Below are 16,842 nucleotides of genomic sequence, written 5' to 3'. Positions count from 1 at the left end.
CAGACCGCAGCGATCGTCACATCGAGAATGTCCCATCACAACCGCGTCCCCGCTAAGAGCAGTGGATGCAACGAACGTCGAGATCACTCGAAAATCAGCATCTCGCTCTGGACGCGGTTTACGCCAGATGCCGCTCGGCCTTCAACAGATCGGAGGCCGTATCCACACCCGGGCCTGGCTCGGCGGCGGCGATCGCCACATGGATACGCTCGCCGTGCCAGAGCACGCGTAGCTGCTCCAGTGACTCGGCCATCTCCAGGGGCGACGGCGCCCACGTCAGATAGCGTTTCAGGAAGCCGACGCGGTAGGCATAGAGCCCGATGTGGCGCAGAAAGGCGACCGATGTCGGCAGCTCGTCACGATCGGCGAGGAACTCGTCGCGGTGCCAGGGCATCGGCGCACGCGAAAAATAGAGTGCGAAGCCCTTCGCGTCCGTGACCACCTTGACGACATGCGGATCGAAGAGGGTCGCGCGGTCCGAGATCGGGGCAGCCAACGTCGACATGCCGAGATCGGCGATGCCGGCCAAGTCGCTCGCGACCTGATCCAGCAAGGCCGCCGGCATCGCCGGCTCGTCGCCCTGCAGGTTGACCACCACCACGTCATCGCGCCAACCGCGCAACTCGATGACCTCGGCGATGCGCTCGGACCCGCTGCGATGCGCGCTGCCGGTCATCACCACCTCGGCGCCGAAACCCTGACAAACCTCGGCGATGCGCCGGTCGTCGGTTGCGACCAGGATCTCCTCGGCGGCGCTCGCTCGCGCGCGCTCCACGACATGCTGGATCATCGGCTTGCCGGCGATCGGCAACAGGGGTTTGCCCGGAAGGCGCGTCGAGCCGTAGCGCGCGGGGATAACGACCTTGAATCCTAGGCGTTTATCGGAAGTCTCTCGGTCAGACATGGGTCCGTGCCTCCAGCGTGCGAAAGAATGCCTCGACGAATGCCGTATTCAGCTCGGCCTCCACGGGCAGAAACCAGTGATCCTCGCCGGCAAAGGGCGCGCACTTCACGGCGTCCTTCTCGGTCATAAGCACCGGGCCGGGCGGCCAAGCCACAAGATCCGACGGTGCAAAGGGATAGTGATCCGGGTAGGCGCGACCCTCGACCTCGAGACCCAAGCCGCGCAGCATGGCGAAGAAGCGCTCGGGGTTGCCGATCGCCGCGACCGCAAAGACGGGCCGCCCGAGGAAGTCGGCGATCGGCTTGGAGACGCAGGGGTCACGGAGATTGACCGCCGCACCCGGAACCAGACGCATCCGGTACCCACTGCCGGTGTCGCCGCCGTTGGTCAGCACCAGATCGACCGTGGCCAGACGCCCGCGCGGCTCGCGCAACGGCCCGGCGGGCAGGCAGCGCCCGTTGCCCAATCCGCGCACGCCGTCGATGAGCGCAATCTCGATGTCTCGAGCCAAGCGATAGTGCTGGAGCCCGTCGTCGGCGAGCAGGATGTCCACGTCGCCCCCGGACAGTGCGAGCGCGCCGGCGGCAACGCGATCCGGTCCGGCGACGACCGGGCAGCCGCTGCGACGAGCCAGCAGCACCGGCTCGTCCCCGAAATCGGCGGGCTCGCCGTGCGGAGGAACGCGGCGCGACGCGACCGCGCCCCGTCCTCCCCCTCTTCCCCCATAACCTCTCGTGATGATCCCGGGACGCCAACCGCGCGCCATCAGCAGCTCCGCGAGCTTCAAGACGACGGGAGTCTTGCCGGTCCCGCCGACGGTGAGATTGCCGACCACCACGACGGGCACCGGCAGGCGCCGGCTCGCGAGCCAGCCTTTGCGATAGCCCAGACGGCGCAGTTGGACCACCACACAATAGAGCCAGGAGAGCGGCGCGAGGATGGGACCGAGCGGATGACGGCCGTACCAGATCGCGTTCGGGTCAATCACCTCAGCCCGCCCGCCGAGCGGATTGTGCTTACTGACGTCAGCACAACTTAAGCCGTGTCTAGAGCGACCTGCGTCATTTTCATTTTGCATTTGGCTTTGGAGATGTCCTCGATCTCGGTGAGACGAGGTTTAAAATTCAATATTTTTAATCTCTTAAACCGCGCCGACTCCAACGCTCGTCACCTCTGCCGGGGCCGACCCCATCCAAAAACATCGCATACCGCGCCGGGCGCGGTTTAAGACGCGGCCGGAGGCTCGCCGGCATCGTGGAATTGCAGACGATGCAGCCGGGCGTAATAGCCGTCCTGCGCGAGCAATTCGCCGTGGGTGCCCTGCTCGACGACCTGTCCGTTGTCCATGACCAGGATACGGTCGGCATTCTCGATGGTGGAGAGACGATGGGCGATCATCAGGGTCGTGCGGTTCGTCATCAACTCCTGCAGGGCGGCCTGGATATGGCGCTCGGACTCGGTGTCGAGTGCGGAGGTCGCCTCGTCCAGGATCAGGATCGGGGCGTCCTTGAGCATGGCACGGGCAATCGCGAGACGCTGGCGCTGCCCGCCCGAGAGCATCACACCGCGGTCTCCGATCCGCGTGTCGAAGCCCTCGGGCATGGCCTGGATGAAGTCGAGCGCGTGGGCGTTCACGGCGACGCGCTCGAGCGTCTCGCGGCTCGGCGGTACGGCCTGGCCATAGGCGATGTTGTTGGCGATGCTGTCGTTGAAGAGCACCACGTCCTGACTGACCAGCGAGATCTGGGCGCGCAGACTCGCCAGGCTCAGCTCGTGGATCGGGATGCCGTCGATCAGGATCTCGCCCGCGGTCGCATCGTAGAAGCGCGGCAGTAGGCTGGCGACCGTGCTTTTGCCGCTGCCCGAGCGCCCGACCAATGCGACACGCTCGCCCGGAGCGATGACGAGGTCGAGATCCCGGATCGCCGGCGGCTTGTCGGGCGAATAGACATGGGTGACGCCGCGATACTCCACGCGCCCCTCGGCACGGTCCAACGTCCGACGTCCCCGATCCCGCTCCTCCTCCGCATCCAACAGCTCAAACAGGCTCTGGGCGGCGATGATGCCGCGCTGCAGATGGGCGTTGACCGAGGTCAGACGCTTCACCGGCGGCAGAAGCAGACCCATGGCGACCACGAATGACATGAAAGTGCCGACCGAGATGTCCTCCTTCAGCCCCTGCATGGTCGAGAGATAGACGATGACGGCGATCGCCACGGCCGAGATCAACTGGACCAGCGGCACGCTCGCCGCCTCGGTTGCGATCATCTTCATCTGCAGCGAGCGCGTCTTCTCGTTGATGGCGCTGAAACGTCGCGCCTCCAGCGGCTGCCCGCCGAATGCCTTGACCACCCGATGGGCCTCGATCGCCTCTTGGGCGACCTGGGTCAACGCACCGACCCGGTCTTGGATGCGGCGGCTGTGGCGGCGAAAACGCTTGGTCGCGTATTTGACTGCGCCGGCCATAAGGGGACCGATCACCAGGAAGATCGCCGAGAGTGCTGCGTTCAGATAGAGCATGTAGGCCATCAGGCCGATGACCGTGAAGCCGTCACGGACTAGGGTGGTGATCGCCGATGTGGCCGCGGTAGCGACGTTTTCGACGTTGTAGGTAAGCTTGGCGAGGATGTGTCCCGATCCCTGATTGTCGTAATAGCGCGTCGGGGCGCGCAGCAGGTGCTCGAACATCTTCTGGCGCAGGTCCGCGACCACACGCCGCCCGACCCAGCTCAGAGAATAGTTGTTGATGAAGCCGGCGATCCCGCGAAACACGAAGAGCGCCACCAGCACGAGCGGCATGAGGCGGACGATCTCCTCGTTGCGATCCACGAAGCTGCCGTCGATCAGCGGCTGCATCATGGCCGCGAAGAGCGGCTCGGTGGCCGCGAAGGCAAGCATGGCGACGATCGAGACGGTGAACATCCGCCAGTAGGGTTTGACGTAGCCGAGCAGCCGGCGATAGATGGGACCCGCCTCGACCTCGGAGCCTGATGCATCATGGGTCATTCAGCGACCTCCCCTGTGGATGGCTGAGCGGGCTGAGGACCGGAAGGCGGGGCGAATTGCCCGGACGGGGTTCGCGCCGGTTCGGCATCGGCATCGTCCTGCGGGGCACGCGTCGCCGCGAATGCGATCCGCACCAGTCCGGCCTGACTGGCCGCATCGAGCGCCGTCATCACCGCCTGATGCGGCGTCTCGGCATCCGCCTGGATGAGCACGGGCAGAGGCTCGCGCCCCCCCAACCGCTCATTCAAAACCTCGACCAGGGTCTTGGTCTCGCGATCGCGCACGGCCCGATCGTCGACATTGAAGGCCCCGGTTCGATCGATGACGAGCCGGATCATCTCGGGCTCCTCGACCGGGATCTCCTCGCCTTGAGCCTCGGGCAACTGCACACGCAGGCGCGCCTCGTCCTTGAAGGTGGTCGAGACCATAAAGAAGATCAGCAGTAAAAAGACGACGTCGATCAGTGGGGTGAGATTGATGTCGGCCGGATCCCGACGGTGCGGACGCAGATTCACGCGGAGACCTCGCCGGCCTCGCGCTCGCCCTTCATCACCTCCACGAGCCGCAGCGATTGCTCCTCCATGTCGAGTGCGAGCCGTGCGACCTTGTTGTCGAAGAAGCGATGGAACATCAGCGCCGGGATCGCAACCGACAGGCCGGCCGCCGTCGTGATCAGCGCCTTGGAGATCCCGCCGGCGAGTACGGCAGCATTGCCGACACCCGCGTCCATGATGACGCCGAAGACGTCGATCATGCCGATCACGGTCCCCAACAGGCCCAAAAGCGGTGCCACCGAGGCGATCGTTCCCAGACTGGTCAGAAAGCGCTCCAGCTCGGCCACGACCTGTCGGCCCGTGTCCTCGATCGCCTCCTTCATGATCTCGCGCGAGTGGTTGCGATTGATGAGTCCGGACGCAAGCAGGCGCCCGAGCGGCGAGCCGGTGCGGATCTCCTCGATCCGCGCATCGGTCAGCTCGCCCCGACGGTGCCATTCCCAGATCCTGACGACCAGATTCGCCGGCATGATCCGCGAGCGGCGCAGCATCCAGCTCCGCTCGAGAACGACGGCGGTGGCGATGATCGAGCAGGCGACGATCGGCACCATCAGCCAACCGCCGGCATACATCACTTCAAGCAAGAGTGGAGCTCCTTATTCTCTATCAGTCGCATCGAGGCACGCTCAGGTGCCGCATGGACGCAATGGTACTCCCTCGACCCGCATCGGCAACCCGGCGCAACGCGGCGGGCTCAGCACCGATCCGTTTCCGAAGTATGTTAGCCTTTCGCCGCATTGCCGAAGGCCGCGCTCCGGCCTCGGCCAGACACCTGACCCGGCGACTGCCGGGCTCGGGGGACAGTCATCAGCGTGGGGGAACACCGATGGGATGGACACTGCTTGGCCTGATCCTGCTCGCCGCGATTCTCGTCGTCGTCATCTACAACCGTCTGGTTGCCGGACGCAATCGCTACAAAAACGCCTTCGCTCAGATCGACGTCCAGCTTACACGCCGCTATGACCTCATCCCCAATCTGGTCAAGGTTGCCGAGCGCTACATGACCCACGAGCGCGAGACGCTCGAGGCCGTCATCCAGGCCCGCAACCAAGCGGTCGGCAGTCTCGAGCAGGTCGCGGCCGATCCGAGCGACGGCGCCGCGGTGGCGATGCTGGCCCGGGCCGAGATGGGCGTGGCCGGAGCACTGGGCAAGCTGTTCGCACTCTCCGAGGCCTACCCCGACCTCAAGGCCAATCAGAACATGATGCAGCTCTCCGAGGAGCTGGTCAGTACCGAGAACCGCGTGGCCTTCGCGCGCCAAGCCTTCAACGACGCCGTCATGGGCTACAACAATCTGCGCGAGGTCTTCCCGAACAACCTGATCGCCCAGCGCTTCGGATTCACGGCCGCGCAGTTGCTGGAGATCGAGGCGCCGGAGAAACGCGAGGCCCTTCAGATCTCCTTCTGAACCGCGCTTGTGGGCACATGGAAGGATTGCGTTCGGGAAGGACCTCTCCGCGATCCAAAAGCGCAGCCGGCGCGGTTCAGGATATTGTCTGTTTTTTAAGGACTTAAACTGCGTCCGCTCCAACGCCTGCAGATGACACCCAAGACCTCACCCAATTGAAAACCCCACATGAACACGAAGGACGCAGTTTAATTGGACTTCTTCGCGCATCAGGACCGTGCCCGTCGGCGCACGCATCTCCTGCTGGTGCTCTTCGCGCTCGCCGTCGTCGGCATCGTGGCCGTTGTCGACCTGATCGCGTTCGCCTTCCTGGGGCTCGGCACGGATCCGGACGGTCTCGGTGTCTCGTCGGTGTTCTCGCCCGCCGCGGTTCGCGAAGGCCTCCCGCTGCTCATCTGGGTCTCCGTGCTGACCGCGGGTGCCATCGGGCTGGCCAGCCTCTTTCGGATCCTCACCCTGCGCAACGGCGGCGGGGCGGTCGCGCGCGGGCTCGGCGGTGTCATGGTCAATGCGGACACCAGGGATCCGCAGCTGCAGCGGTTGTGCAACGTGGTCGAGGAGATGGCCATCGCATCGGGTGTTCCGGTGCCCCAGATCTATGTGCTCGAGCAGGAGGACGGCATCAATGCCTTTGCTGCGGGCTATTCGACCGCCGATGCGACGATCGCCGTCACCCGGGGCGCGCTGCGGACGCTGAGCCGCTCGGAGCTTCAGGGTGTCGTTGCACATGAGTTCTCGCACATCCTCAACGGCGACATGCGGCTCAACATTCGGCTGATCGGGATCCTGTTCGGGATCCTGGTGCTGGCCATCATCGGCCGACTCATGCTCTCGGTGCGGCATGGCCGGGCGAGCAAGTACACCGCCGCGATCGCCATGATCGGCCTCGCCCTGGTCGCGACCGGCTCTATCGGGCTCTTCTTCGGCCGTCTGATCCGGGCGTCGGTGTCGCGTCAACGCGAGTTCCTGGCCGACGCCTCGGCCGTTCAGTTCACCCGCGAGCCCGAGGGGATCGCGGGCGCCTTGAAGAAGATCGGCTCGGCGCCGGCCGGATCGGTGCTCTCGGCCGACAGCGAGGAGATCGGGCACATGCTCTTCGCTGCGGGGCTCACGCGTCGCCTCTTGGCCACGCATCCGCCGATTGCGGATCGCATTCGTGCGATCGAGCCGGGTTTCGACGCGACGGAGCTGGAGAGAATGCGGGCGATGCAGACCCCGTGTGCACCGAGCGAAGCCGGCATCGTCGCCTCGATCGCCGAGCCCCGGCCGGCCATCGAAGGTCGACCGAGCCCGTCGAGCCTCGATGCGGATCGCATCGTCGGCGCGATCGGTCGGCCCGATACGGCACGGATCCAGGACGCGGCTCGTCTGAACCGGGCGATCCCGGAGCCGCTCGCGCACGCCGCCCGCTCCACCGAGTGGGTGATGACGCTCGTCTGCTATCTCCTGATCGACCCGGAGGCCGAGATCCGCGAGCGCCAGCTCTTGATGGTCGCCGAGACGCTCGGCAGCGAGCATGAGCGTCAGGTCGGCACGCTCCTCTCTGCAGTACCGAGCCTGGCCGCGGACCTGCGCATCCCGCTGCTCGAGATCGCCTTTCCCACCCTGCGCCGGCGTCCGCAGACCGAGCTGACACGCTTGATGGGGCTGCTCGATCGTCTGATCCATGCCGACGGACGGATCGATGTCTTCGAGTATGTCCTTGCACGCCTGCTCGCGCAGCAGATCCAAGACACCATCGCCCCGAGCGATGCGCACAGCGCCGGGAGCGCATCCCTCTCCGGCTGCGAGAACGAGATCCGCGACCTGCTGATCATCCTGGCGGTGCACGGCAACCCGGATCAGCGCACCGCACGGACCGCCTTCGCCACCGGTCTGGCATCGCTCGGGATGCGTTCGCGCGAGATGACCCCGATCGGATCGAAGGACTGGCCGGATCGCCTCGACCGTGCGCTTGCGCGGCTCGATCGTCTGCGTATGGACGAGAAGCAGCGCCTGCTGCGTGCACTGATCGCAACCCTACAGCAGGCCGGGATCAATCGGACTGAGATCGAGCTGCTGCGTGCCGTCGTTGCCGCGCTGCATGTCCCCATGCCGGTGTTGCACTGATGTCGCGCCCCGTGATTCGACGCGCGCCGAGCGCCGCGGCGCTCGCCGCCGCCCGCACGCCGGCCGAGCTGCTCTCCAGACTCTATTCGAATCGGGGTCTGGATGGCGCCGAGGAGTCCGCGCCCGGGCTCTCGGCGCTTTACCCGGCGAGCGCGCTGCACGGCATCGATGACGCGGTCGATCTGCTGGTGCACCACATCCGCGGCGGCGGCCATCTGCTGATCGTCTCGGACTACGACGCCGACGGTGCGACCGGCGGCGCCTTGGCGGTCCGAGGTCTGCGCAGCCTGGGCGCAACACAGGCCTCCTATCTGATCCCGAGCCGATTCGCATTCGGATACGGACTGAGTCCGGCGGTGGTCGACGCCGCCGCACCGCGCCGACCGGATCTGCTGATCACGGTCGACAACGGCATCGCCAGTCTCGCCGGGGTCGCGCGTGCCGCTGAGCTGGGTATCCAGGTCCTGGTGACGGATCATCATCTGCCCGGCGAGCGACTCCCGGGTGCCGCGGCGATCCTCAACCCCAATCAACCGGGCTGTCGCTTTCCGAGCAAGCACCTGGCCGGTGTCGGCGTCGTCTTCTATCTTTTAGTTGCCGCACGTGCCCGTCTGCGCGAGCAAGGCTGGTTCGGTGCGGGGCGATCCGAGCCCAACCTGGCGGATCTGCTGGACCTGGTCGCTTTGGGCACGGTCGCCGACGTGGTGACCCTGGACCGCAACAATCGGATCCTGGTCGAGCAGGGGCTCAGACGCATCCGCGCCGGGCGGTGCAGTCCGGGCGTGCGCGCATTGCTGACGATCGGCGGCCGTGACCCGAGCCGGGCGACGGCCACCGATTTGGCCTTCATCGCCGCGCCACGACTCAACGCCGCCGGGCGGATCGAGGACATGTCGGTGGGCGTCGAATGCCTGCTGACCGACGACCCACAGGTCGCCGCCGACCTTGCCGCGCGTCTCGACACGCTGAACCGACGACGCCGCGAGATCGAGGGCGAGATGAAGGACGAGGCCGAGGCCTCGCTCGCGGGGCTCTGTTTGGATGGCACCGAACTGCCGCCCGGACTCTGCCTGTTCGGCGAGGAGTGGCATCAAGGCGTCTCGGGGATCGTCGCGGCGCGGATCCGCGAGCGGTATCATCGCCCCGTCATCGTCTTTGCGAACGGTGGTGATGGGTTTCTGCGCGGCTCGGCGCGATCGGTCGAAGGGGTCCATGTCCGAGACCTGATCGCACTGGTGGATCGCCAGAATCCGGGCTTGATCGAGCGCTTCGGCGGGCATGCCATGGCCGCTGGATTGAGCATTCGCCCGGAGGCCTTGCCCCGGTTCCGGGATGCCTTTGCGGAGGCGGTCCGCGCGGTGGTCGGCGACCGGCCGCCGCAGCCGGAGATCGCATCCGACGGTGCGCTTCCGCAACGGCTCATGACACTGGAGACCGCCGAGACACTGCGCGTGGCTGGCCCTTGGGGCAAGGGCTTCCCGGAGCCCCGCTTCGACGGCACCTTCGAGGTCTTGAGCGCACGTCTGGTGGGCGAGCGTCATCTCAAGCTCAGTCTCGCCGGACCCGCGGCCGAGGAGGGACCGATCGAGGCCATCGGCTTCAACCTGGGCGAGCAGATCGCGGAGGCCGGCGGCGCCGTGCGGCTCGCCTACCGATTGGACGTCAACGACTACCGAGGCAACCGCTCCGCGCAATTGATCCTCGAGCATCTGGAGCCGGCTGCATGAAGACTGTCGAACCGCCTATTTGGATTTCGGGATGAACGATACGATCGACGACGACGAAGACGACTTTCAAGAGGAAGAGCGCGGCCCGAGCAAGAGCCAGCTCAAGCGCGAGAAGTTGGCCCTGCAGGCCCTGGCCGAGCGCATGGCCGGGATGCCTCGGGCCGAGCTGGAGCGTCTGAACCTCAGCGCCGCGACCTGGGTCGCCTTGGACGAGACCCCTCGGATCAAGGATATCCGTGCCCGCGGTCGCCACTGGAAGCGCATCGCCAACCTGCTCGAGCGCGAGGACATGGCCGCCGTGCATGCCTTGGTCGACCAGGCCGAGGACCGCGAGCGCCAGGCGGCGGCGCACCTACATGCGTTGGAACGCTGGCGCGAGCGACTTATCGCCGACGACGAGGGTGCACTGAGCGAATTCATCGACGCATGCCCGGATGTCGACCGCCAGCAGCTGCGCACCCTGATCCGCGCCGCGCAACGCGATCAGGAGCGCGGCCGGCCCGACGCACCGCGCAAGCTGTTCCGTTTCCTGCGCGACAGCCTGGAGTCGAGCGCGTAAACGAGGATGGGTCGAGCGCAGCCAAACCCATCCTACAGTTACGGGCTTTTCCAGGGCTTGGAATTCGCCGGCCGTGACTATTTGGAACTCACATGAACACCTCGATTGAACCGGCGCCTGCGACGACGATCTCGACCGGACAGCCTCCGGCGCGCCATCCGTCGCTCTCCGTCGTCATCCCCATGTATCAGGAGATCGACAACGTCGAGCCTATGCTGAAGCGGGTCCATGAAGGGCTTGCGGATTACCGAGGCGCCTGGGAGCTGATCTGTGTGGACGACGGCAGCCGCGACGGCACGGGCGAGCGTCTGCGCAAGGTCGGCGAGCGTTACGGCCCGCACGTTCGGGTGATCCGGCTGAGGCGCAACTTCGGTCAGACCGCGGCCATGCAGGCCGGCTTCGACGCAGCCCGCGGCGAGCTGATCGCAACCCTGGACGGTGATCTGCAGAACGACCCGGCCGACATCCCGCGTATGGTCGAGGAGCTGCTCGCACGCGACCTGGATCTCCTGCAGGGCTGGCGCCGTCAACGCCAGGATGCGCTGGTCATGCGCAAACTGCCCTCCAAGATGGCCAATGCACTGATCGGAAAGGTCACCGGGGTCGCCCTGCACGACTACGGCTGCAGCCTCAAGGTCTATCGCGCCGAGGTGATCCAGGAGGTCACCCTCCTCGGTGAGATGCACCGCTTCATCCCGGTCTGGGTCGCCGGAGTGACCGCGCCCGAGCGTATCGGCGAGACCGAGGTCGCCCATCAGGCGCGCCGCTTCGGGACATCCAAGTACGGGATCTCGCGCACCTTCCGGGTGCTGATCGACCTCCTCTCGGCCTTCTTCTTCCTGCGGTTCGGATCGCGACCGGGGCACTTCTTCGGCTCCATCGGGATCCTCTTCGGTGTGGTCGGGAGCATCCTGATGGCCGACATGCTCTGGGTGAAATTCGGGCTCGGACAGCACATCGGGACACGGCCGATGCTCTTCGTGGCCATCCTCTTCCTGGTCATGTCGATCCAGTTCCTCACCACCGGGGTGCTCGCCGAGCTGATGACGCGCACCTTCTACGCCTCGGGCGAGCACACCCACCACCGGATTCGCTGGCAATCGGATCCCGCGCACGCGGATTGGAGGCACTCGGCATGAACCAGACCATCGCCGATCGCGGCCCGAGCGGGATACTCGGGCGCATCCTGACCTCGCCCTGGCTGCTCGTCGCGGTCGTGCTCCTGAGCTTTTACTGGCAGTTGGGTGCGGTGCCGCTCTACGACCTGGACGAAGGCGCCTTCACCGAGGCGACCCGCGAGATGCTCGCGAGCGGCAACTTCATCACGCCGCACAAGGACGGGGAGCCGCGCTACGACAAACCGGTGCTCATCTACTGGTTGCAGGCGGCCTCGACGCAGGCGTTCGGATTCAACGAGCTGGCACTGCGCCTGCCCTCGGCGCTCGCCGCAACCCTCTGGGTGCTCGCGGTCTGGGGCTTCGTGCGCGAGCGCCTGGATCGCGAGAGCGCGGTCGTCGCCGGGCTGGTGATGGCCTTGAGCCTCCAGGTCTCGGTCATCGCCAAGGGGGCGGTCGCCGACGCGGTGCTCAACCTCTTCATCGCGCTCGCCTTCTTCGAGATCTACCGCTATTACCTGGACCCGAATCCCGCGACCAACCGCCGCTTCGTGCTGCGCGCCTTCCTCTGGATGGGGCTCGGCTTCCTGACCAAAGGCCCGGTGGCGGTCTTCTTTCCGGTGCTGGTCAGCCTGCTCTTTTTCGGGTCGCAACGTGAGCTGGGACGCTGGGCGCAGGCGGCCTTTGCACCGAAGGGTTGGCTGGTCTTCGTGGCGGTCGCCCTGCCCTGGTATCTCGCGGTCTATCTCGACGACGGCCCGGGGTTCTTCCGCAGCTTCTTCCTGGAGCACAACGCCGGGCGTTTCGGCGATGCCATGCACGGGCATGCGGGGTTTCCGGGCTATTACCTGGTGATGCTGCCGATCATCCTGCTGCCCTTCACCGGCTGGTTCCTGCGTCTCTTGCCGGGGCTGCGTGCTGCTGGGTCGGACCCGCTCGAGCGCTTCCTCTGGATCTGGTTCCTCACCGTCTTCGTCGTCTTCTCCTTCTCCGGGACCAAGCTGCCGCATTACCTGCTCTACGGGGCCACGCCGCTCTTCATTCTCATGGCTAAACATCGGGCTTTGCTGAAGGGCCGTTGGCTCGCCTTCGCGGCACCGCTGATCTTCCTCGGCCTGCTGGTTGCGCTGCCCGGGGTCGTCGGCCTCGCCGAATCGCAAGCCGACCGGGCCCATGAGGTCGCCATGTTCCAAGAGGCCCGCGGGGTCCTGGGGCTCGACTATCTCGGCGCCATGCTCGCCGGACTGGCCGCGATGATCGGTTTGCTCCTCTGGTCGCGCCCGCCCCTGTGGCAGCGACTGATCCTTGCCGGCGTGATCCAAACGCTGGTGGTCTACGGGGTCCTGGTCCCGCGGGTCTTCGAGGTGATGCAGGCGCCCGTGAAGGAGGCCGGTCTGCTGGCGCGAGAGATGAACCTCCCGACGGTGGGCTACCGCACCTCCATGCCGAGCTTCAGCGTCTATCGCGATGCCGTCACGCCGAATCGCCCGCCCTTGCCCGGCGAGCTGGTCTTTCTGCGCGTCGACAAGCTCGACGCCTTGGCGACTGATTTCCCCGGCCTGCAACGCGACCTCGTCTATCGTCGAGGTCCGGTCGCCCTGGTGCGCATGGGACGAACGGACGACACGGGCGCCGTCGGCACTCAACCGGGACGATGACGATGCGCACTGATTTCAGCACATTCTGGAAACATGCCCTTCGCGAGCGTTTGGACACGGGAGCCGACCGAACCCCGCTCAGGTCGCCGAGCGGCGCGGTCTGGTTGTCGCGCTGGGCGTTGGTCTGCCTGATCGTCGGCCTGACCCTTTATCTTGCCGTCGGGTACGACGCCGGTTTCATCCGGATCAACGCCGCGGCGGCAGCCTATCCAGACTGGCTTTGGCAGTGTCTGACGGTCTTGGGCGACGAGCGTGTCCCCTTCGCCTTGGCGCTCATCTTCGCGCTGCGCTACCCGAGGATCTTCTGGGCACTGGTGCTCGCGGCCCTGGTCGCGGCCGCCTACAGCCGAGGGGTCAAGGCGCTCTTCGACGCGACGCGCCCGCCGGGAGTGCTTGCGGCGGACGCCTTCAATCTCATCGGGCCGAGCCACACCCGCGCGAGCTTTCCGTCGGGTCACAGCGTGACGGCCGCGGTCTTCTTCGGGGTCTTGATCTACTACACGCGCTGGACGGCGCTGCGGGCGCTGTTCCTTGCGCTGGCCGTGCTGGCCGGGTTGAGCCGAGTGGCGGTCGGGGTGCACTGGCCGGTTGATGTAGCGGCCGGACTGTTCGGGGGGGCACTTGCGGCCTGGCTCGGTGGCCTGCTCGCAGCCCGGTGGCCGGGGCCGGCGACGAATCTATGGGTTCATGTGGCCGTCGTAAGCTTGGCCGTGATGTTGGCGATCACATTGATTTTCGACGATGCGGGATACCCTGCGGCGGCAACGCCCCTGGCCGTGCTCGGCGTCCTCGCGCTGGGGGTCGCGGGGACTCAGTATCTGCTTCGACCTTGGCTGGGATATCGGCGAGGATAAACGCCCGCGCGGCGGGTCTGGTGGACACGCGAGTTCCAAGTTCACCGAACCCCGCGCCGGCACTGGTGGACTGCGCTGGGTTTGTCCCCACAGGCGTGTCCGCCCTACCGGCTTGTCCGCCCTTCCGGCCGGCCTCAGGAGCAAGACCGACCCGAGGGGCGAATGATCAGAACTCCCCGGTCGCGCCGGCGGTGATGATGTCGAGCATCTGGCCGTTGATCCCGAGTGCGAGGGCCTGGAGCTCGGGCGGCAAATCATAGGCGCTGATCAACATATCCAGGTTGAGCATCTGCAACCAGATCCGACCGTCGTTGTCTTCCACGAGCGCGATGCTGCACGGCATGTAGGCCGCGAAGATGGTGTTGAATCGAGCCATCTTGACCGCGTCTTCCGGATTGCAGAATTGGAAGATCTCCAAGCGCATCGACTCGATGCCGCGATTACCGACCTCTTGCCCGACATTGAGATGCGCGACCAGGCGCATGTTGAGTTCGACCGCCTTCGAGAGCATGGCCTCGCCCGCGGCATCGGCCGAGACGCCGGGGGCCAGGCCGATCTTGAGTACGGTATGCTCGACATCCGACACCCGGATCTCGGGAGCGGCGTCCTCGGCCGCCATCAGCGGCATCGACGCGAGCAGGGTGAGTGCAACGACAAGGCTCAGGTGTTTCATTCTTGTATCCTCTTGATATTCTTATGGATGCGTCCGACTCGGTGCTCAGTTCTTGTCGTCGATCGTGGTCACGAAGCCGATGATATCGAGGATGTCCTGGTCACTGTAGTCCACGAAGGTCTCGTCGTCCGGGTCATTGGCGTGCATCCGCTTGCCGGCCTTGAACTTCTCGATCTGCCGGAAGAGATAGCCGTCGTACTGGCCGGCGAGCTTGGGGCTCTCCTTGCGCTTGTTACCTTCGGCCGCACGCCCGTGGCAGGTCTTGCAGTCGCTCTGATAGATCTCCTCGCCGTTCTCGACGTCCGATCCTTCCGGGGTCGGGACATCGAGCGGATGGACGGCATCTAGATCGATGCTCGCGATATAGGCGGACAGACTGGCAAGATCATTATCCGATAAGGTGCGTAGACCGCCGACCACCGTCATGGCCGCATGCTCGCGCACGCCATCGCGATAATCCGTCAGGCTCTTGACCAGATAATAATCGGGCAAGCCCGCAAGACGCGGATATTTTCCGCCCAGGATGCCCTGTGAATACTGGCCGTGGCAGAGCGCGCATTGGCGATGCAGACGCTGACCGAGATCCAGATCCGGCTCCGATTCCGAGGTGCTGGCGACAACCGACGGGGTCACTGCCAGAGAGCCCGAAAAGGCGAGGGAGAGGGCCAGCGCGCGGACAATCGTAGATCTCATACTCCAAACTCCAGGTGGATGATTGTTCTCGTGAGCGGCTTACGATAGGAGATCGGCCGCATAGGTGCAACCCGTTCAGGACCTTGGATTTTCTCGCCGACAGAAGTCCTTCTGTTCAAAGGGTTTGAACTCGCCGGGACGGCATCCGAAGGGACGGCCAAGCCCGTATGCGCATCGGGCGACAGGTCCTCGGATGAATTGACCGGGGGTGGTCAAGAATCGGCCGAGGGCAGGCTGGGTGTACGCGTGCCGGCATCCGACTTTCCAAGCCCATCGCCGTCGCGATTGCCGAGGAGGCCGCTCGCGATCTCCTCCCCCGCACGACGCCCGGAATGCAGCGCCCACTGGATCGATGGCGCCGATCGATACTCCCCGCAGGTCCAGAGCCAATTGGATTGACGCAACCGCACCGCACCCGGATAGGCGACAGGAGGCGACTGAACCGGCAGGGCACGCGGCAGCCGGTACACCGCCAAGCGCTTCCAGGCGAGGACCTGATCGCCGAACCAGCCGATCAGCTCGCGACGCAGGTCGGTCTCGAGCGCATCCGGGTTGTGCTCCGCCCCGTGCACGTTGACCGCGATGAGGCTCTCGTTCCGCGGGGCATAGTGATCCGAGAGATTGCTCGGACACAGCAGGCTGTTGATCCGCCCTCGCCCCTCGCCGTTGACCATGAGATAAGGCCCTTCGATCGGCGGTGCGCTCGCCGCGAAATAAAAACAGGTGGTTCCGCGCCCCGCCACCGCCGCGCTGTGCGATCGACCCAGGAGACGTGCCGTCTCGTTGCCCTCGGTCGCCAGCACGATGGTGCCCGCCCGCAGCCGCTCGCCCGTGTCGAGCACGACTTGTTGGTCCAGAATACGCTCCACGCGCGCGCCGAGGCGGATGGACTCCCGAGGCAACCGCTGCGCGAGCTGCGCAGGAAGCTCACCCATCCCGTGCGCCGGCAGGGCTGTGTCGCCCAGCGCAAAGGCGCGAAACACGAACTCGAAGGCGCGCGAAGACACCCCCAGCCCGGGCTCGAAGAAGACGCCGCTGAAGAAGGGCTTGAAGAAGCGCTCGATCATGCGCGCGGAGAAACCAAGCTCGCGCAGCAGGCTCAATGCCTCGCGCTCCGGACGCGAATAGAGCGCTTGGAGGTCGCCCGCCAGAGCCCGGCGACGCAGCGCGAGGAGTCTCAGCTTATCGCCGAGGCTCCCGACCGGAGAGACCAGCATCTCGGGCACACGTGTCGGACGGCGCCAGATATCGCTGACGCGCTGAAAGCGCTGCTGCGTGCGCACGAGCGCACCCGGATAGAAGGGACGCAGATCCAGGCGTGCGTAGTCGAAGAACCGCTGCGCCTCCGGATACCAGGTCTGCAGGACCTGAAAGCCGCGATCCAGGAGAAAGCCGTCGCGTCGATCGGTGCGTACCCGCCCGCCGGGGGCGTCCGACGCCTCGATCAGCAGAGGCTCGAAACCCCGCTCGCGCAACGTGACGGCACAAGCCAGTCCGGAGAGACCGGCACCGATGATGATGACGTCTGTGCTCATGGTTAAACCGCGTCCGCAGTGTTATCGGTTGTGTTCAATCCGGCTTG

At 65.7% G+C, this 16,842-nt stretch carries 15 protein-coding genes; 7 read left to right on the top strand and 8 right to left on the bottom strand.

Annotation, left to right across the window (positions count from 1 at the left end; all coding sequences use genetic code 11):
* Positions 1-118 precede the first annotated feature (118 nt).
* The 5 genes from kdsB to B4N44_RS14310 form a co-directional block, all read right to left on the bottom strand.
* Positions 119-904, bottom strand: a complete 786-nt coding sequence (gene kdsB / locus B4N44_RS14330) for a 3-deoxy-manno-octulosonate cytidylyltransferase (protein WP_296702087.1) — start codon at positions 902-904, stop codon at positions 119-121.
* A complete protein-coding gene (gene lpxK, locus B4N44_RS14325; RefSeq protein WP_349681095.1) occupies positions 897-1,892 on the bottom strand; it encodes a tetraacyldisaccharide 4'-kinase in 996 nt (331 codons plus the stop codon). Before lpxK ends, kdsB begins: the two co-directional genes overlap by 8 nt.
* Before the next feature lie 236 nt (positions 1,893-2,128).
* On the bottom strand, positions 2,129-3,910 hold the full coding sequence (msbA, locus tag B4N44_RS14320) for a lipid A export permease/ATP-binding protein MsbA (RefSeq protein ID WP_296702085.1): 1,782 nt from the start codon (positions 3,908-3,910) through the stop codon (positions 2,129-2,131).
* Positions 3,907-4,425 (bottom strand): biopolymer transporter ExbD, encoded by a 519-nt coding sequence (locus B4N44_RS14315; protein WP_349681094.1) that lies wholly within the window; start codon positions 4,423-4,425, stop codon positions 3,907-3,909. Before B4N44_RS14315 ends, msbA begins: the two co-directional genes overlap by 4 nt.
* On the bottom strand, positions 4,422-5,048 hold the full coding sequence (locus tag B4N44_RS14310; protein WP_296702074.1) for a MotA/TolQ/ExbB proton channel family protein: 627 nt from the start codon (positions 5,046-5,048) through the stop codon (positions 4,422-4,424). Before B4N44_RS14310 ends, B4N44_RS14315 begins: the two co-directional genes overlap by 4 nt.
* A gap of 242 nt (positions 5,049-5,290) precedes the next feature.
* Between B4N44_RS14310 and B4N44_RS14305 the strand changes: the two genes are divergently transcribed.
* The 7 genes from B4N44_RS14305 to B4N44_RS14275 all read left to right on the top strand — a co-directional run bounded on the left by B4N44_RS14305 (position 5,291) and on the right by B4N44_RS14275 (position 13,894).
* Positions 5,291-5,872 carry a LemA family protein gene (locus B4N44_RS14305; protein ID WP_296702072.1) on the top strand — a complete coding sequence of 194 codons (582 nt, stop codon included), beginning with the start codon at positions 5,291-5,293 and terminating at the stop codon, positions 5,870-5,872.
* Positions 5,873-6,064: 192 nt separating this feature from the next.
* Positions 6,065-7,981, top strand: a complete 1,917-nt coding sequence (locus B4N44_RS14300; RefSeq protein ID WP_296702071.1) for a M48 family metallopeptidase — start codon at positions 6,065-6,067, stop codon at positions 7,979-7,981.
* On the top strand, positions 7,981-9,708 hold the full coding sequence (gene recJ, locus B4N44_RS14295; protein ID WP_296702066.1) for a single-stranded-DNA-specific exonuclease RecJ: 1,728 nt from the start codon (positions 7,981-7,983) through the stop codon (positions 9,706-9,708). The genes B4N44_RS14300 and recJ overlap by 1 nt, the downstream gene beginning before the upstream one ends.
* Before the next feature lie 31 nt (positions 9,709-9,739).
* Positions 9,740-10,267, top strand: coding sequence for a ribosome biogenesis factor YjgA (gene yjgA / locus B4N44_RS14290; protein ID WP_296702063.1), 528 nt, complete (start codon positions 9,740-9,742; stop codon positions 10,265-10,267).
* Between the two features lie 92 nt (positions 10,268-10,359).
* Positions 10,360-11,406, top strand: a complete 1,047-nt coding sequence (locus B4N44_RS14285) for a glycosyltransferase family 2 protein (RefSeq protein WP_296702060.1) — start codon at positions 10,360-10,362, stop codon at positions 11,404-11,406.
* Entirely contained in the window at positions 11,403-13,040 is a 1,638-nt protein-coding gene (locus tag B4N44_RS14280) for an ArnT family glycosyltransferase (RefSeq protein ID WP_296702057.1), read from the top strand. The genes B4N44_RS14285 and B4N44_RS14280 overlap by 4 nt, the downstream gene beginning before the upstream one ends.
* A gap of 2 nt (positions 13,041-13,042) precedes the next feature.
* The gene (locus B4N44_RS14275) at positions 13,043-13,894 is read left to right on the top strand and encodes a phosphatase PAP2 family protein (RefSeq protein ID WP_296702055.1); all 852 of its coding nucleotides are present in this window, start codon (positions 13,043-13,045) and stop codon (positions 13,892-13,894) included.
* Positions 13,895-14,060: 166 nt separating this feature from the next.
* Here the strand turns inward: B4N44_RS14275 and B4N44_RS14270 are convergent, their stop codons facing one another.
* From B4N44_RS14270 to B4N44_RS14260, 3 genes are all read right to left on the bottom strand, one after another.
* Positions 14,061-14,567 carry a DUF302 domain-containing protein gene (locus tag B4N44_RS14270; RefSeq protein WP_296702053.1) on the bottom strand — a complete coding sequence of 169 codons (507 nt, stop codon included), beginning with the start codon at positions 14,565-14,567 and terminating at the stop codon, positions 14,061-14,063.
* A 45-nt stretch (positions 14,568-14,612) separates the two neighbouring features.
* Positions 14,613-15,260, bottom strand: coding sequence for a c-type cytochrome (locus tag B4N44_RS14265; protein WP_296702051.1), 648 nt, complete (start codon positions 15,258-15,260; stop codon positions 14,613-14,615).
* Positions 15,261-15,472: 212 nt separating this feature from the next.
* Positions 15,473-16,795, bottom strand: coding sequence for a protoporphyrinogen/coproporphyrinogen oxidase (locus tag B4N44_RS14260; protein ID WP_296702048.1), 1,323 nt, complete (start codon positions 16,793-16,795; stop codon positions 15,473-15,475).
* Between the last annotated feature and the right edge of the window lie 47 nt (positions 16,796-16,842).

The organism is Thiocapsa sp. UBA6158, assembly GCF_002423035.1.
Classification (GTDB): domain Bacteria; phylum Pseudomonadota; class Gammaproteobacteria; order Chromatiales; family Chromatiaceae; genus Thiocapsa.
Note: the sequence above shows the minus strand (reverse complement) of the source record. Positions and strands in the feature narration are given on the sequence as shown.

Coding starts and splice junctions, on each gene's coding strand:
- kdsB (WP_296702087.1), bottom strand. CDS start 904: ATGTCTGACCGAGAGACTTCCGATAAACGCCTAGGATTCAAGGTCGTT.
- msbA (WP_296702085.1), bottom strand. CDS start 3,910: ATGACCCATGATGCATCAGGCTCCGAGGTCGAGGCGGGTCCCATCTAT.
- B4N44_RS14305 (WP_296702072.1), top strand. CDS start 5,291: ATGGGATGGACACTGCTTGGCCTGATCCTGCTCGCCGCGATTCTCGTC.
- recJ (WP_296702066.1), top strand. CDS start 7,981: ATGTCGCGCCCCGTGATTCGACGCGCGCCGAGCGCCGCGGCGCTCGCC.
- yjgA (WP_296702063.1), top strand. CDS start 9,740: ATGAACGATACGATCGACGACGACGAAGACGACTTTCAAGAGGAAGAG.
- B4N44_RS14285 (WP_296702060.1), top strand. CDS start 10,360: ATGAACACCTCGATTGAACCGGCGCCTGCGACGACGATCTCGACCGGA.
- B4N44_RS14280 (WP_296702057.1), top strand. CDS start 11,403: ATGAACCAGACCATCGCCGATCGCGGCCCGAGCGGGATACTCGGGCGC.
- B4N44_RS14275 (WP_296702055.1), top strand. CDS start 13,043: ATGCGCACTGATTTCAGCACATTCTGGAAACATGCCCTTCGCGAGCGT.
- B4N44_RS14270 (WP_296702053.1), bottom strand. CDS start 14,567: ATGAAACACCTGAGCCTTGTCGTTGCACTCACCCTGCTCGCGTCGATG.
- B4N44_RS14265 (WP_296702051.1), bottom strand. CDS start 15,260: ATGAGATCTACGATTGTCCGCGCGCTGGCCCTCTCCCTCGCCTTTTCG.
- B4N44_RS14260 (WP_296702048.1), bottom strand. CDS start 16,795: ATGAGCACAGACGTCATCATCATCGGTGCCGGTCTCTCCGGACTGGCT.